At 75.3% G+C, this 16618-nt stretch carries 9 protein-coding genes and 1 pseudogene; 5 read left to right on the top strand and 5 right to left on the bottom strand.

Going from position 1 to position 16618, the window contains the following annotated elements:
- Positions 1-15 precede the first annotated feature (15 nt).
- The 5 genes and pseudogenes from uvrC to BJF77_RS09020 form a co-directional block, all read right to left on the bottom strand.
- Complete coding sequence (gene uvrC, locus BJF77_RS09040) at positions 16-2073, bottom strand: excinuclease ABC subunit UvrC (RefSeq protein WP_047805024.1); 2058 nt, start codon at positions 2071-2073, stop codon at positions 16-18.
- 192 nt (positions 2074-2265) lie between these two features.
- Positions 2266-2781, bottom strand: a pseudogene (locus tag BJF77_RS21615) (HAD hydrolase-like protein); the annotation flags it as partial.
- On the bottom strand, positions 2778-5777 hold the full coding sequence (gene uvrA / locus BJF77_RS09030; protein WP_238986132.1) for an excinuclease ABC subunit UvrA: 3000 nt from the start codon (positions 5775-5777) through the stop codon (positions 2778-2780). The gene uvrA and the pseudogene BJF77_RS21615, both read right to left, overlap by 4 nt.
- Before the next feature lie 44 nt (positions 5778-5821).
- Positions 5822-7558 (bottom strand): MDR family MFS transporter, encoded by a 1737-nt coding sequence (locus tag BJF77_RS09025; RefSeq protein ID WP_075871938.1) that lies wholly within the window; start codon positions 7556-7558, stop codon positions 5822-5824.
- A complete protein-coding gene (locus tag BJF77_RS09020; protein WP_053005189.1) occupies positions 7555-8148 on the bottom strand; it encodes a MarR family winged helix-turn-helix transcriptional regulator in 594 nt (197 codons plus the stop codon). The genes BJF77_RS09025 and BJF77_RS09020 overlap by 4 nt, the downstream gene beginning before the upstream one ends.
- A gap of 282 nt (positions 8149-8430) precedes the next feature.
- On the opposite strand from BJF77_RS09020, the gene BJF77_RS09015 reads away from it, so the two are divergent.
- The 5 genes from BJF77_RS09015 to BJF77_RS08995 all read left to right on the top strand — a co-directional run.
- Complete coding sequence (locus BJF77_RS09015) at positions 8431-9090, top strand: MBL fold metallo-hydrolase (protein WP_047805021.1); 660 nt, start codon at positions 8431-8433, stop codon at positions 9088-9090.
- Positions 9084-10070 carry a bile acid:sodium symporter family protein gene (locus tag BJF77_RS09010; RefSeq protein WP_369821381.1) on the top strand — a complete coding sequence of 329 codons (987 nt, stop codon included), beginning with the start codon at positions 9084-9086 and terminating at the stop codon, positions 10068-10070. The genes BJF77_RS09015 and BJF77_RS09010 overlap by 7 nt, the downstream gene beginning before the upstream one ends.
- A 52-nt stretch (positions 10071-10122) precedes the next feature.
- Positions 10123-12321, top strand: a complete 2199-nt coding sequence (locus BJF77_RS09005; protein WP_083665048.1) for a glycosyltransferase — start codon at positions 10123-10125, stop codon at positions 12319-12321.
- Positions 12318-13616 carry a glycosyltransferase gene (locus tag BJF77_RS22325; RefSeq protein WP_075871937.1) on the top strand — a complete coding sequence of 433 codons (1299 nt, stop codon included), beginning with the start codon at positions 12318-12320 and terminating at the stop codon, positions 13614-13616. Before BJF77_RS09005 ends, BJF77_RS22325 begins: the two co-directional genes overlap by 4 nt.
- A gap of 7 nt (positions 13617-13623) precedes the next feature.
- A partial coding sequence (locus BJF77_RS08995) for a DUF3376 domain-containing protein (protein ID WP_075871936.1) occupies positions 13624-16618 on the top strand: 2995 nt, incomplete at its 3' end.

Raw genomic sequence — 16618 nt, 5'->3', positions numbered from 1 at the left:
ACGCGGGGCGGCGGCTCAGGAGAGCACCTCGCCCGTGGTCATGTTCACGGCCGGGGCGGCGTCCTCCTGCTGGGACTGCAGGGCGGCGGCGACCTTCTCCGACAGCGCCCGACCGAACCCCGGCACCTGCTCGATCTCCTCCACCCGGGCCGCTCTGAGCTTCTTGACCGACCCGAAGTGCTTGAGCAGGGCCTTCTGCTTGGCCGGCCCCACCCCGGGCAGCTCGTCCAGCACGGAGACGGTCATCGCGGAGGAGCGCTTCTTGCGGTGGAAGGTGATGGCGAAGCGGTGGGCCTCGTCGCGGATGCGCTGGAGCAGGAACAGGCCCTGGCTGGCCCGCGGCAGGATCACCGGGAACTCGTCGTCCGGGACCCACACCTCTTCCAGCCGCTTGGCGAGGCCGACCACGTGGACGTCGTCGATGCCGAGGTCGGCCAGCGCCCGGGCCGCGGCGGCGACCTGCGGCGGGCCGCCGTCGACCACCACGAGGCTGGGCGGGTACGCGAACCGCGCCCGCTCCGGCGCCTCGGCACCGGCCTCGACCTGCCCGGTGCGGGGACCGGCGGCCTCCCGCTGGGCCTTCTCCTCGAGGTGGCGGCGGAAGCGGCGGGAGATGACGTCGTACATCGAGGCGGTGTCGTCCCGGGCCGCCTCCCCGGTGATGGAGAACTTCCGGTAGTCCGCCTTGCGCGGCAGCCCGTCCTCGAACACGACCATGGACGCGACCACGTTGGTGCCCTGCACGTGCGAGATGTCGTAGCACTCGATGCGCATCAGCGGCACCGGGATGCCCAGCGCCTCCTGCAGCTCCTGCAGCGAGGCGGAGCGGGTGGTGATGTCCCCGGCGCGCTTGGACTTGTGCAGCTTCAGCGCCTGCCGGGCGTTCTCCCGCACCGTCTCCATCAGGTGGGCCTTCTCGCCCCGCTGCGGGACCGCGATGGTGACCCGGGAGCCGCGCAGCCCGGAGAGCCACTCCTCGAGCCGGTCGGCGCTGTCGGCGGGCTCGGAGAGCAGCACGGTGCGCGGGATGGCGTCCTCGCGGTAGGCGAGCTCGGCGGCGGGCCGGTGCTTGGAGCCGCGCGGCTCCGGCGGCGCGGCGGCCGCGGCGATCGCGGCGCTCTCGGAGGCCTCCGCGGCCGTCTCCCCGTAGACCTGCTCGAGCAGCTGCTCCAGCAGCCGTCCGCCGTCGGCCTCCTCGACCTTCTCGGTGACCCAGCCGCGCTGGCCGCGGATGCGGCCACCGCGCACGTGGAAGACCTGCACGGCGGCCTCGAGCTCGTCCTCGGCGAGGGCGAAGAAGTCCGCGTCCGTGCTGTCGGAGAGCACCACGGCGTTGCGCTCGAAGGCCTTCTCCAGGGCGGCGATGTCGTCGCGGCGGGCGGCGGCGGTCTCGAAGTCCATGTCCGCGGCGGCCTCCTGCATCTGCCGCTGCAGCTCCTTGACGAACGGGGTGGCCTGGCCGGCCATGAAGCGGCACAGGTCCTCGGCGAGGGCGTAGTGGTCCTCCTCCGAGATCCGGCCGACGCAGGGCGCGGAGCACTTGTCGATGTAGCCGAGCAGGCAGGGGCGCCCGGACTGCTCGGCGCGCCGGTAGACGCCCTTGGAGCACGTGCGGACCGGGAAGACGCGCAGGAGGGCGTCGAGCGTCTCCCGGATCGCCCAGGCCTGGGAGTAGGGGCCGAAGTAGCGGTTGCCCTTCTTCTTCTCCCCCCGCACCACCTGGGCGCGCGGGACCGTCTCGGACATGGTCACGGCGAGGTAGGGGTAGGACTTGTCGTCCCGGTAGGCGATGTTGAACCTGGGCTTGAACTCCTTGATCCACGTGTACTCGAGCTGCAGGGACTCCAGCTCGCTGCCCACCACGGTCCACTCCACCCCGGCCGCGGTGGTGACCATGGCGCGGGTCTTGGGGCTGAGCGTGTGCGGGGGCGCGAAGTACGAGCTGAGCCGGTTGCGCAGGTTCTTCGCCTTGCCCACGTAGACCACGCGCCCGTACTCGTCCCGGAAGCGGTAGACGCCCGGGTCGGTCGGGATGTCCTGGCGGGCGGGGCGGTAGCTCTCCGGATCGGCCACGGTCCGGGCCCCCTCAGCGGCCCGTCGGCGCGGGCTGGGTGTACCGGTCCAGCAGCTCCCCGAGCTCGGCGGCGTCCCCGGCCACGGCGGCGAAGCCGGTCCCGAGCTCGTCCTCGCCGGCGAAGCCCCAGCGCACGCCAGGCAGTCGATCCCGTGGGCGAGCGCGCCCTCGGCGTCGTAGCGGCGGTCCCCGACCATCACCGTGCGGGCCGGGTCCGGGGCGTCCACGCCGAGCCGGCGCAGGGCCTCGCCGATGATCGCGGGCTTGTCGTGGACCGCTCCGTCGCGCGGGGCGGCCGCGGCGTCGTCGGCGGCCCCCGAGACGGTCTCGAACCAGCGGCCGAGGCCGAACCGCTCCACGGCCAGCTCCGCGGTGGGCTCGGGCTTCTGGGTGGCCACGGCCATCCGCACCCCCGCGCCGTGCAGCTGCGCGAGCAGGTCCTCCACCCCGGGGTAGACCCGGGTCTGCGCCAGGCCCTCGGTGCGGTACCGGGCCCGGTAGGTGGTCACCACGCGCGCGATCTCCTCCTCCGGGACGTCGGTGAACGCCCGCAGGGACCAGCCCACGGGCGGGCCCACGAAGCGGTGCAGGTCCTCGGGCACGGCGTGCCCGTGCTCGGCGAGCGCCCGGGCGATGCCCCCGGTGATCGCCCCGGCCGGGTCCAGGAGCGTGCCGTCGAGGTCCCAGAGCACCACGGGGGCGGTCATCGGAGGGCTCCCGCGGTCTGCTCGCCGAGGATCTCGGCGAGGAACCGCCCGGTGTGGCTGTCCGCGTTGCGGGCCACCTGCTCGGGGGTGCCCTCGGCGATCACCCGGCCGCCGCCGGAGCCGCCGTCGGGCCCGAGGTCCACCACCCAGTCGGCGGACTTGATGACGTCGAGGTTGTGCTCGATGGTCATCACCGTGTTGCCCTTCTCGACCAGGCCCTGCAGCACGAGCAGCAGCTTGCGGATGTCCTCGAAGTGCAGCCCGGTGGTGGGCTCGTCGAGCACGTAGATCGAGCGGCCGTTGGAGCGCTTCTGCAGCTCGGCGGCCAGCTTCACGCGCTGGGCCTCGCCGCCGGACAGGGTGGTGGCGGGCTGGCCGAGGCGGACGTAGCCGAGGCCCACGTCCACGAGGGTGTTCAGGTGCCGGGCGATCGGGCCGAACGCCTTGAAGAACTCCGCGGCCTCCTCGATGGGCATCTCCAGCACCTCGGCGATGGTCCGGCCCTTGTAGTGCACCTCGAGGGTCTCCCGGTTGTACCGGGCGCCCTTGCACACCTCGCACGGGACGTAGACGTCGGGCAGGAAGTTCATCTCGATCTTGATCGTGCCGTCGCCGGAGCACGCCTCGCAGCGCCCGCCCTTGACGTTGAAGGAGAACCGGCCGGCCTGGTAGCCGCGCACCTTCGCCTCGGGGGTCTCGGCGAAGAGCTTGCGGATGTGGTCGAACACCCCGGTGTAGGTCGCCGGGTTGGAGCGCGGGGTCCGCCCGATGGGGCTCTGGTCCACGTGCACCACCTTGTCCAGCTGGTCCACGCCGTCGATCCGCTTGTGCCGGCCCGGGACCTGCTTGGCGCCGTTGAGCTTGTTGGCCAGGGACGTGTAGAGGATGTCGTTGACCAGGGTGGACTTCCCGGACCCGGACACCCCGGTGACGGCGGTGAGCACGCCGAGCGGGAACGCCACGTCGATGCCCTGGAGGTTGTTCTCGCGCGCGCCCACGACCTTGAGCATGCGCTTGCGGTCCACCGGCCGCCGCCGGGCGGGCACGCCGATGGCCTTGCGCCCGGAGAGGTAGTCGGCGGTGATGGAGCGCTCGTTGGCGAGCAGCTCGTCGTAGGTCCCGGAGTGCACCACCCGGCCGCCGTGCTCGCCGGCGCCGGGGCCGACGTCCACGATCCAGTCGGCCTCGCGGATGGTGTCCTCGTCGTGCTCGACCACGATGAGGGTGTTGCCCATGTCCCGCAGCTTGGTGAGGGTCTCGATGAGCCGGCGGTTGTCCCGCTGGTGCAGGCCGATGGAGGGCTCGTCGAGGACGTAGAGCACGCCCACGAGCCCGGCGCCGATCTGCGTGGCCAGGCGGATGCGCTGGGCCTCGCCGCCGGAGAGCGTCGCGGCGGCGCGCTCCAGGTTGAGGTAGTCCAGGCCCACGTCCACGAGGAACGTCAGGCGGGCCTGGATCTCCCGGAGCACCTGGTCGCCGATCTTCGCGTCCCGGGCGCTCAGCTGCAGGTCGCGGAAGAACTCGTGGGCCTCGCGCATGGGCATGCGGGTGGTCTCGGCGATGTTCTTCCCGCCGACCGTCACGGCGAGCATGGTCGGGTTCAGCCGCGCGCCGTCGCAGGCGGGGCAGGCGACCTGGCGCATGTACTGCTCGTAGCGGTCCTTGGCGTGGTCGGACTCGGTCTCGGCGTGCTTGCGCTTGATGTAGCCGATCACGCCCTCGAAGCCCTGGGTGTAGCGGCGCTCCCGGCCGAAGCGGTTCCGGTAGGCCACGGTGACCTGGTAGTCCTTGCCCTCGAGGATCGCCTTGCGCGCCTTGGCGGGCAGCTTGCCCCAGGGGGTGACGAGGTCGAAGCCGACCTCCTGGCCGAGCCCGGCGAGCAGCCGGTTCCAGTACTCGCTGGTGGCCTTGCCCAGCGACCACGGGGCAATGGCGCCCTCCACCAGGGAGAGGTCGGCGTTCGGGACCACCAGGTCCTCGTCGACCTCGAGCCGGGAGCCGATGCCGTCGCACTCCGGGCACGCCCCGAAGGGGGCGTTGAAGGAGAAGGAGCGGGGCTCGATCTCGTCGGCCTGCAGCGGGTGCTCGTTGGGGCAGGCGAGGTTCTCGGAGAACGGCCGGCGCAGCTCCAGCGGGTGGGCGATCTCCTCGTCGGAGCGGGGCACGAGCTCGACGACGACGCGGCCCTCGGCGAGGCCCAGCGCCGTCTCGACCGAGTCGGTCAGGCGCTGGCGGATGCCCTCCTTGACCACGAGGCGGTCGACGACGACCTCGATGGTGTGCTTGTACTGCTTCTTGAGCTTGGGCGGGTCCGAGAGCTGGACGGTCTCCCCGTCCACGGTGGCGCGCGAGAAGCCCTTCGTGGAGAGTTCCTGGAAGAGGTCGGCGAACTCGCCCTTGCGCTCGCGCACCACCGGGGCGAGGACCTGGAAGCGGGTCTTCTCCGGCATCTCCAGCAGCTGGTCCACGATCTGCTGCGGGGTCTGCTTCTCGATCCTCTCCCCGCACACGGGACAGTGCGGCTGACCGATGCGCGCCCACAGCAGGCGCATGTAGTCGTAGATCTCGGTGATCGTCCCGACGGTGGAGCGCGGGTTGCGGGAGGTGGACTTCTGGTCGATGGACACCGCCGGGGACAGTCCCTCGATGAAGTCGACGTCGGGCTTGTCCACCCGGCCCAGGAACATCCGGGCGTAGGAGGACAGGGACTCCACGTACCGGCGCTGGCCCTCGGCGAAGATCGTGTCGAATGCCAGCGAGGACTTCCCGGAGCCGGACAGGCCGGTGAACACGACCATCGCGTCCCGGGGCACGGTCAGCGAGACGTTGTCGAGGTTGTGCTCGCGCGCCCCCTGGACCACGATCTCGGTGAGATCGGACTTGTGGGTGGCCCTGGACACGGCGGCGGAGGCGGCGCCCGCGCCGGGCTCGGAGGGCTCGTCGGCGGGGTTCAGGACCAGGGTGGACGTGGGGATCGGCTCAGACACGCCCTCCACTCTAGTACCGGGCCCGGACATGACCACGGGCTCCGTGGGCCGCTTCACACCCGGTCCACGGGGCCGGTGGAGGTGTCCTCGTGCACACGGTCCGGAACGCCGTCTCCGCCGGCGTCCGGGTCCGCGACGGAGTCGTCCCCCGAGGACCGCCCGGTCCCGGCCTCGCGCTGCCGGCGCCGGACCTCCCGGGCGTCGAGGGTGCGGGTGACGACCTTGAGCTGGCCGGTCTCCGGGTCCACCTCGACGATGTCCACGGTGCGGCGCAGCGGGACCTCCTTGATCAGGAGCACGGCCAGCAGCGTGACGAGGGAGGCGATGGCGGCCACGAGGAAGACCAGACCGGTGCCCGTGCCGTAGGCCTCGCGCACGATGCCCTCCACCGAGGCGGGCAGCGAGTCCAGGTCCATCGTGGAGGAGTCCACGGCGGCGGGGTCCCCGCCCTGAACCCGGGTGCGGGCGGTGAGCTCCGCGGCCAGGTGGGAGCTCATCAGCGCGCCGAAGACCGCGACCGCCACGGCTCCGCCCATGGTGCGGAAGAACGCGACCGAGGAGGACGCCGCCCCCATGTCCTTGAGCCCCACCGTGTTCTGCACGACCAGGACCAAGTTCTGGTTCAGCGCGCCGATGCCCAGGCCCACGAGCAGGATGAAGGCGCTCACGGCCCACAGCGGGGTGTCGTGCGTGAGCGTGGAGGCGAGGAACAGGCCCGTGGACATCAGCACCGCGGCCACGACCAGGATGATCTTCCACCGCCCGTAGCGGGTGATCAGCTGCCCGGCGACCGTGGCGCCCACGAGCGAGCCGAAGACCTGCGGGAGCATGAGCACCCCGGCCATGGTGGGGCTGAAGCCCTGGCCCAGCTGGAAGTACTGGCCCAGGTAGGTGGTCGAGGCGAACATCGCCCCGCCGGTGGCGATCGCCGCGAGGATGGCGAGCGCCGTGGTGCGCTCCGTGACCACCCGGATGGGCACCACCGGCTCCGCGGCGCGCTGCTCGACGAGGACGAACAGGACGGTCCCGACGAGCGCGGTCGCCAGGAGGGCAGCGGAGGTCCCGGAGACCCACGCGAACATGCCCGGCTGACCGGCCAGGGAGACCCACAGCAGCAGCGCGGAGGCCGAGACGATCAGCAGGGCGATGCCCAGCCAGTCGATGCTCACCCGCCGCGGCGCCTGGGGCGGGATCTGCAGGGTGCGGTGGACCAGCACCGCGGCGAGGACCGCCAGCGGGGCCGGGATCAGGAACACCCAGCGCCAGCCGAAGAGGTCGACGATGAGCCCGCCCAGCAGCGGGCCGGCGGAGGTGGCCACGGCCATGACGGCGCCCATGTAGCCGGCGTAGCGGCCGCGCTCGCGGGGCGGGATGATCGTGCCCATGATGGTCATCGCCAGGGCCATGATGCCGCCCATGGCGATGCCCTGGACCACGCGGGCCAGGATGAGGAACTCGATGGTCGGGGACAGCCCGGCCATCGCGGAGCCGAGGACGAAGATCACGATGGACAGCTGCAGCAGCTTCTTCTTGTCGAAGAGGTCGGCGAGCTTGCCCCACACGGGTGTCGTGGCGGCGTTGGCCAGCAGGGTGCCGGTGACCGTCCAGGACAGGGAGGTCTGGTCCCCGCCGAGGTCGGCCATGATCACCGGCAGGGCCGTGCCGATGATGGTGAGGGTGACCATCGCCATGAAGAACACGGAGAGGATGCCGGTGAGGGCGCGGAGCACGTCCCGGTGGGACGCGCCGGTCCCTCCGCCCGGTGCGGCGGCTGGCTGGGGTGCGGTCACCTCGCGGTCTCCTCCTCGTGGTCCCGGTGCTGCGGGGGCCGTGGGCTCCCCGGGTGCTCTGCGTGCTCCCCCTCGTGCTCCTCGTCGGCGGTGGCCGGTCCGGTGCGCGGGGGTCTCCGGGCCTCCCGGCAGGAGGTGGTGCGCTCCGCGCCGAGGGAGTCCAGGAAGACGGTGGTGATCTCGTTGATGGCGCCGCGGCTGGCGCGGGCCTGGTCCTCGTCCCAGCCCTCGAGCCGTGCCGCCAGGCGCTGGGCGTCCTGCTCCACGACGGCGCGGACCTGCTCACGGCCGCGCTCCGTGATGGCCACGAGCGCGGCGCGGCCGTCGTCCGGATCGGGGGTGCGCTCCACGTGGCCCTCGTCCTCCAGGACGGCCAGCTGGCGGCTCAGGCCCGAGGGGCCGAGGCCGGTGTCCGAGGCCATCACGGCGGCCCGGCGGGGCCCGTTGCTGTCGAGGTAGTAGAGCAGGGCGATCGCGGTGGGGTTGAGCCGGCGCTGGCCGGCGTCGGTCTTGGTCACGCGCTTCATGACCCGCTGCAGCTCCAGCAGGTCGCGCACCAGCTCCACGGCGGTGTCGTGGGAGACGGGCAACGGGAATCCTCCGGGGCTCGGGGACGGGCGGGGCGACAACGACGACGGGGCGACCGCTCCGGTGCGGCTCCCGCCGCTCGCGGGACCGCGCCGGTGACGGTGCGGGCGCGGAGCGCTCACCGCTCCTGATGATTTGTTGCCGCACGCAACTATACGAGGGCGGGGGGTGGTCCACAAGGCCCGGCGGGGTGGGTCCGGTCACTCCCGGCCGCCGCCCCGGCCCGTCGCAGGCCCCGCAGGCCCGACTGGCGAGTCGCTGGACTCCGGCGTACCTTCGTCCTCATGATCGCATCGAAGACGGAGGTCACCGACCTCGCCGAGGTCACGATCCGCCGGATCTCCGTGAGCGAGATGGACAACAACGTCTACCTCCTCACCTCGAAGGACGAGGGCACCCAGGTGCTCATCGACGCCGCGGACGACCCCCGTGCCATCGCCGGACTCGTGGGCGCCGGCAACGGGGACTGCTCGAAGGCCTTCGGCAGCCTCCAGCTCATCATCACCACGCACTCGCACTGGGACCACGTGCGCGCCCTCGAGGAGGTCCGCTCCCGCTCCGAGGCGATGACCGCCTGCGGCGCCGACGACGAGGCCGACATCGCCGTGCCCATGGACCTGACGTTCGAGGACGGGGACACCGCCGAGTTCGACGGCTTCGACCTGGAGGTCATCGGCCTGCGCGGGCACACGCCCGGCTCGATCGCCCTGGTCTACCGCGACCCGCAGGGACCGGCGCACATCTTCTCCGGCGACTCCCTCTTCCCCGGCGGCGTCGGCAGGACCGACGGCCCGGAGGACTTCCGGCAGCTCCTCGACGACGTCACCGAGCGGATCTTCGACCGCTTCGACGACGACACGGTCGTCCATCCCGGCCACGGCAGGCCCACCACGCTGGGGGCGGAGCGCCCGCACCTCGAGGAGTGGCGGGCCCGCGGGTGGTGAACGCCGGTCCCGGCACCACCACCGAGGCCGCCGCGCCCGACCGCAGCGCCTATGTCGCCGTCCTGGTCTTCCCCGTCCTGGTGCTCGCCGGCGGACTCGTCGGCTTCCTGGCCCCAGGGACGGTGAGCGGGCTGTCCGGGTGGATCAACCCGCTGCTGGGACTGGTCATGTTCGGGATGGGCCTGACCCTGCGCCCGGTGGACTTCGCGCTGGTGGCCCGGCGTCCGCTGCCGGTGCTGCTGGGTGTGGCCGCCCAGTACGTGATCATGCCCCTGCTCGCCCTCCTCGTGGTGTTCCTGCTCCGGCTGCCGCCGGAGCTCGCCGCCGGCGTGATCCTGGTCGGCTGCGCCCCCGGCGGCACGGCCTCGAACGTCGTGGCCTACCTCGCCCGCGGGGACGTCGCACTGTCCGTCGCGATGACGTCGATCTCCACCCTGCTCGCCCCCGTGCTCACTCCCCTGCTGACCCTCTGGCTGGCCGGGCAGTACCTGCCGGTGGACGGGGCCGCCATGGCCTGGTCGATCACCAAGATCGTGCTCCTGCCGGTCGTCGCCGGTCTGGCCGTGCGGCTGCTCGTGCCGGGGCTGGTCCGGCGCGCCCTGCCCGTCCTGCCGTGGGTCTCGGTCGCGGCCATCGCCCTGATCGTGGCCATCGTCGTCTCGGCCAGCGCGGACCGGATCGTCGAGGCCGGGCTGCTCGTCCTCGCCGCCGTGGCCCTGCACAACGCCCTCGGCCTGACCCTGGGCCACCTCGTGGGTGCCGTCACGCGGCAGCCTGTCTCCGTGCGCCGCGCCACCGCGGTGGAGGTGGGCATGCAGAACTCCGGCCTGGCCGCGGGGCTCGCCGCCCAGTACATGAACCCGCTGGCGGCCCTGCCGGCGGCGGTGTTCTCGGTGTGGCACAACCTCTCCGGAGCCGTGTTCGCCCTGCTCTGCCGCCGGGCCGACGCCCGGGCCGCCCGCCGGCTCCCAGAATCCTGAGAATCACCCACTCCGGCTCCGTCGGCCCGCCGCCGTCGGTTAGCGTGAGCCCATGACCTTCGTCGCGCCCTGCGCACCGGACACCACCGCGGGGCGCACCGGCGCGCGCCCGGCCGCCGCCCTGACCGCCGTGCGGACCGCCCCCACGATCCTGGACGGCATCCGCCGCGCCGACGCCCTCGCCGCCGCCGCCCGGGAGGAGCCGGACGCGGCCCTGCCCGTGCTGGTGGAGGAGATCCGCCGGGGCGAGGACCAGCTCGCCGTGCTGGCCGCCGTCCACGCCCTGGCCGTGGTGCCCGGGTCCCGGCCGGACGCGCTGCTCACCGCCCTGCTGGACGACGGCAGAGCCTGGGTGCGGGAGCACACGGCGTGGTCCCTCGCCGGACGGCCCCCGGTCGTCCGGGCCGTGCCCGTCCTGACCCACCTCGTCGCCGGAGGCGGCTTTCCCGGCATGCTGGCCCAGCGCACCCTGCAGACCTGGGCGCCCGCCGCCGCGGATCCCGTCAGCGACGCGCTCGTCCACGCCCTGGCGGGCACCTCCGAACCCGGCGCCCGCGCCCGCCTCACCGAGACCGTGGGCCTGGTGCCCGGCTCCGGCGCCACCGGGCTGCTCAGGGCGCTGGCCGGGGACCCCGCCGAGGACCACGCGGTGCGCGGGGCCGCCCTGGAGGCCCTCGTCGAGCGGCACCACGAGGACCCGGAGGGCGTTCCCGGGCTCGGAGACCTCGCTACCGAGTGCGCGCGGGCGGGCGGGGCGCTGGCACCGGTCGCGCGACTGGCCCGGGCGGAGCTGGAGGCGGGCCCGGCCGCTCCCCCGCCGGCCGGGAGCGGCCCGACCGTGCTGCAGGCGTTCCTGCACGCGGAGATCGACCGGGACCTCACCTTCTCCGGGCGGGGGGACAACGGCGGGATCGCCACCCTGCTCGCCCAGCTCGGCGACGCCCTCGCGGCACACCGCCCCCGGCACGGCACCGGGGTGGGGCGGGTGGTCACGGTCTCCCGCGGCAGCCACGACGAGGCCCGGGCCGCGCTGCCCGGGCTGGCCGGGCCGGGGCACGTCTTCGGCGTCGTGCCGTTCCAGGGCGCCCCGGTACCCCTGGCCGAGGCCTGGCCCCGGAGGGTCGCCGCGGAGCGGGGCCTGCGGCGCGCGCTCCGGGCGGCGGGTCCCGTGGACGTCGTGCACCTGCGGATGGCCGACGTCGGCTCGCTGATCGTCGCGGCCGTGGCGGCGGAGCAGGGCATCCCGCGGGTGCTGACCATGGCCCCCGATCCGCACGCGCTGGTCGCGGCCCGCGAGGCGGCCGGCACCCTCACCCGGGAGGGCTTCGGGGCCGCCGACGCCGTGGAGCACCTGTGGTTCCGGGTGCGCCTGCTCGCCGACCTCGCCGCCGGGGCGGAGCACCTGGTGCTGTTCCCCCGCCCGGACCTCGCCCGGGACGCCCGCGAGCTGCTCGGCCTCGACCCGGACGCGCCCGGGCGGTGCACCGTGGTCCCCGAGGGCATCGACCTGGACTCGGTCGACCGGGCCGCCGCGCAGGCCGGGGCGGGTGCGGGGCGGGAGCTCGAGGAGCTCGACGCCGTCCTCGCCGGCCTCCCGGCCTCGCGGCGCGGCCTGCCGCTGGTCGTCACGGTCGGGCGCCTGCACCGGGTCAAGGGCACGGCGCACCTGGTCGAGGCCTGGGCCGCCGACGAGCAGCTGCGCGCCCGCTGCAACCTGCTCGTCGTCGGCGGGAACCTCGCCCACCCCTCGGCCGACGAGCGCGAGCAGCTGGAGCGCATCGACGCCGCCGTGCCCCTCGCGCAGGCCGCCGCCCGCGGCCTGCTCCTGGCCGGGCACCGGCCCCACGGCACGGTGGCCGTCTGGCTCGCCGCGGTGCGCCGGGGCCGGCCCGGGCTCGCCGCCGCCCGGGGCGCCTACGTGTGCGCCAGCGTCAAGGAGGAGTTCGGGGTCGCACTCGTCGAGGCGTTGGCGAGCGGGCTGCCCGTGGTGGCCCCCGCGGCCGGCGGCCCCGCGACCTTCGTGCAGGAGGGCCTGACCGGCGTCCTCGTCGACACCCGCGACCCCGCCGCCCTGTCCCGGGGCGCCGCCCGTGCCCTGGACCTCGCCGCCGCCTCCGGCGCCGAGGACGCGGCGGCGGCCGCCTACGCCACCGTGCGCGAACGGTTCAGCATCGAAGGCATGGCGCAGGCCCTCACCGTCGTCTACGGCCGCGTCGCGGCCCCCGCCACCGACAGGAGCCCCACCCCGTGACCCTGCTCGTCATCAGCCCGGACTACGCGTCCCACCTCTTCCCCCTCGCCACCCTGGCCACAGCCTGGCGCGACGCCGGGCAGCGGGTGGTCGTGGCCACAGGCCCGGCCACCGCGCCCCTGGCCCGGGACTTCGGCTACGACGTGGAGCTGCTGCCGCTGGGGCGCGGGTCCAACCCCGGGGTGATCCGGGCGGAGGAGCAGCCGGCCGGGGAGGACGACGCGCTGCGCGGGTTCTTCGCCGCGACCCGGCGCGGGCCCGTGGAGACCCTGTCCTTCCAGGCCCGGGCCCGCCGCGACGACCTGCTGTGGGACCCGCTGGGCACGGCCCGGCGCGTGCAGGCCGTGGTGGAGCGGGTGCGCCCGGACCGGGTGCTCGTGGACCACCTGGCCTTCAGCGCCCGCCTGGCGCTCACCGGCAGCGGCGTCCGGCACGCCGACGTGGTGCTGGGCCACCCCTCCGCCCTGACCGTGGCGGACGAGGTGTACGGGCACCCGCCGGCCTGGCCCGGCCGACTGCGCCCGTCCCCCGCGGAGCTGGCGACCCTGCACCGGCTGTGCTCGGTTGTGCGGGACGAGTTCACGCAGCAGTGGAACGACGCGCTGCAGCAGCTCGCCCCGGGCGCGCCCGCGAGCGCGGACGCGTTCGCGGAGACCGGCGACGACCTGCTGCTCAACTACCCGGGCGAGCTCCACGACGACTCCCGGACCCGCCGGCTGCCCGAGCACACGTTCCTGGGTTCGGCCGTGCGGGAGGAGAGCGAGGACCCCGAGGTGGCCGCGTGGCTGGCCGCCTCGGACCGCCCGGTCGTCTACGTCAGCCTCGGCAGCTTCCTCTCGGTGCGCGGGGACGTGCTCGCCCGGGTGGCCGAGGCGCTGCGGGGCCTCGACGTCCGGGTGGCCCTGGCCGCCGGCGCCACGCCGCCCGCCGCCCTGGGACCGGTGCCGGCGGACTGGCTCGTGCGCGGCTCCCTGCCCCAGGTGACCCTGCTGCGCCGGGCGCGCGCGGCGATCTCGCACGGCGGCAACAACAGCGTCACCGAGGCGCTCACCGCCGGGGTGCCCTTGCTGCTGCTGCCCCTGTCCACGGACCAGTTCGCCGGAGCGGCCGCCCTGGAGACGGCAGGACTGGGCACCGTGCTGGACCCCAACGCGGTCACCGCCGCCGAGATCCGGGAGGCCACGGCCGCGCTGCTCGACGACGGGCACGGGGGCCGGGAGCTGCTCGAGGAGCTGCGGCACGGGCTCGCCCGCCGTCCGGGCCCCCAACGGGCGTTCGCGGCCCTTGCCGGGTGAGCGGGCCGTGCCGGCCGAACGGGCCGGGGCGCAACCGGGGGCGGGCGCACCGGGTGCCGGGCTGCGGCTGAGCGTCCTGCCGCCGGACCGGCGCCTGGCCGAGGCCGCGGAGGGACGGCCGCCCGCCTTCGGGCGCACGCTCCGGTTCGCCCTGGCCATGCGCGGCGGGGTCAGCCTGGCGGTGTGGATCGGCGGGGCGGTCGCGGAGCTGGACCTGCTGCGCCGGATCCGGATCCACCGGGACCCGGCGGGCGGGCTGCACGCCCTGCTGCTGCAGCCCGCGGGCGAGTCCGACCCGCACACGGCCGAGCGCGCCCGGGTCTACGCCGGGCTGCTCGCGGACGCGGGCTACGACCGGGTGGAGTTCGACCTCCTCGCCGGGGCCAGTGCCGGCGGGCTGAACAGCGTGGTGCACGCCGTGGCCCAGCGCGCCGGCACGGGGCTGGGCGCCCTGGGCCTGCTGTGGCAGGAGCACGCGGCGCTGGGCCGGCTGCTGCGCCCCCTGGGGCGGGCACCGGTCGATTCACTGCTCCAGGGCGACGCGTACCTGTGGCCGCGCGTGCACGAGCTGCTCGCCGCCGTGCACGGGGACCCGCGGCACCACCCCGACCTGGTCGCCGAGCACGTGTCCGTGGACCTGTCCGCCACCGTGCTGGACAGCGACCCCTCCGGCCACAGCGGCGCGGCGGAGGGCCGCGGCGGGTTCCACTTCTCGTCCCCGGAACCGGGCCGCCCCGCCCCGCCGCTGGGCAATGACATCCCCGCCCGTCCCGCGGCGGCCGGGAAGCCCTCTCCGGAGACGCCCGAGGAGGCCGGCCACCGCGCCGCCTCCCTGGCCCGGCTGGCCTACGCGGCCCGCGCGACGTCCTCGTTCCCCGGCGCGTTCGAACCCGCCGCCGTGTGGTCGGCGCCGACCGCGGGGCGGCTCGGCGGGTTCCCCCGCCCGGACCTCAGCCACGCCTTCTCGGCCCACCGCGACCCGGAGCAGCTGCCCTTCCGGGTGGTCGACGGCGGGGTCTTCGACAACATCCCCATCGACCGGGCCGTGGCGGCCGCCGGCACCCGGACCTCGCTGCGCCACGCCGACCGCTGCCTGCTCTACCTGGACCCGGACCCGCCCGCCGCGCGGCCGGTGCGCGCCGGCGACCTGGACCTGCCGCGCCTGGTGCGCACGCTCTGGGCCACGGTCACCCGGCTGCGCCGGCGGGAGACGGGCGAGGACGAGGTCCTGGCCCTCTCCGACCGCCGGGACGACCGGCTGCTGGCCGACGGGCGGCTGCACCCGCTCGCCGCGCTGCCCGTCGCCTGGGACCCGGCCGCGCGGGAGGACCGGCGCCGGGCGTACGTGCGCTACCGGGCCCGGGCGGACGCCGCGCTGCTGGCCCGCCTGCTGACCCGGCCCGCGCAGTGGCAGCTGGCCTCCACGCTCCCCCGGCGCCGGGAGGCGCACGCCCGGGACGCGGCCGAGGTCGAGCCGCTGCGGCAGGAGCTCGCCGGGCGCTACGACGCCCTGTCCCGCGGCCCGTTGACGGCCCCGGAGGCCACGGCCGTGCTGCTCGGCCCGCAGGCGCTGGCCGACGCGGCGTCCTGCGTGCTCGCGTGGGTGCGCTTCCTCGAGTCGCTGCTGCTCGCCCCAGGGGTGGGCCCCGTGGCCGGCCCGGTCCCGTCCGCCGGCTTCGACCCGGCGCCCGCCCGGGCGAGCGCGTACCGGGTGCTGGCCGCTGCCGGCCACGCGCGGGACGCACTGTTCGCGGCGGTGCTGGAGGCCTGCGCGGACCCCGGGGCCCCGGTCACGGCCGCGGTCCCCGTCTGGCTGGACGCCTCCGTCCCGGCACCCGGGGCCGGGGAGGAGGCATGGCAGGAGCTCGACGCCGCGGTGGCCGCGCTGCGCGGCGCCCACGCCGCCGTCCGGGCGCAGTTGGGGACCGAGCGCTGGGCGGACGGCGGGCCCGGCGCGCCGTCCGCCCCCGGGGACGAGGAGCCCGGGGACGAGGAGCCCGACGACCCGGGGCCGAGCCGGCGCAGCATCTGGCGCGAGTCCCCCTGGTCCGCGATGCCCGTCACGGGCCCGGTGCCGTCCGCCGCGGACCTGCCCCCGCTGTTCGCGGCGGCCGGCATCCCCACGCCGGTCTCCGGCATCAGCTACGGGGAGATCCGCGGCGACGGCGCGCCCGCCCGGCCCGAGGACCTGGGACCGCTGCCCCCCGCCTGGGCGCGGCGGCGGCTGCAGCGCGCCCTCGACGCGGCGGGGCTCCCCGGCGCCGGCGACGACGAGCTGCGCGGGATCCTGGCCTCCGACGCCGAGCGGCTGCCCGCGCGGGACAAGCTCGCCGGCGCCGGGCTGTTCAACTTCCGCGGCTTCCTCGCCGCCGACTGGCGCGCCAACGACTGGTGGTGGGGCCGCCTCGACGCCGCGGCCGGTGCGGCGTCGTTCCTCCGCGGGCTGCCCGCACGGTCCGGGCCCGGCGTCGACCCCCGTGCGGGCACCGAGGCGCCGGCCGGCGCGGACCCGGCAGCGCAGCGGCCGGCGCAGGAGGCCGCCGCGCTGCAGCGGAGCCTGCTGGACGAGCTCGGCGGCGGGGACCGGCAGCACGCCCTGACGACCCTGGAGGCCGGGGCGGACGGCTTGGCCCGGCTCGCCCCGGGCTACCGGGTCTCGCTGGCCTCGCGCGGGCTGCGGGTGCTCGGCCGGGCCCTGGCCGGGACCCCGGACCTGCCACGCGGGGTGTGGGAGCTGCTGCTGTTCCTGGTGCAGCCCGTCCTCGTGCTCCTCCCCCTGCTGCTCGCCCCGGTCCGCGCCGCGCTCGGGTTCGTGGCGGCCGCCGTGGCCCTCGGGCTGCTCGCCGCGCCGGACCCGGCCGGCCGCGCCGGCGAGCTCGTCCTCGTCGGCACCGGCGCCGTGCTGCTGGCCTCCGCCCTGGCGCGCACGGTGCACCGGGCGCACCGGGGTGGTCCGCGTCCTGCGGCGGCCGGTGGTGCACCGCCGCGGCGCTCGCCGAGCG

Source organism: Kocuria sp. CNJ-770 (genome assembly GCF_001942375.1).
Taxonomy (GTDB): Bacteria; Actinomycetota; Actinomycetes; order Actinomycetales; family Micrococcaceae; genus Kocuria; species Kocuria oceani.
The sequence above is the reverse complement of the archived record's forward strand: the minus strand, read 5'-3'. Positions and strand labels throughout refer to the sequence as shown.

Coding starts and splice junctions, on each gene's coding strand:
- BJF77_RS09015 (WP_047805021.1), top strand. CDS start 8,431: ATGATCGCATCGAAGACGGAGGTCACCGACCTCGCCGAGGTCACGATC.
- BJF77_RS09005 (WP_083665048.1), top strand. CDS start 10,123: ATGACCTTCGTCGCGCCCTGCGCACCGGACACCACCGCGGGGCGCACC.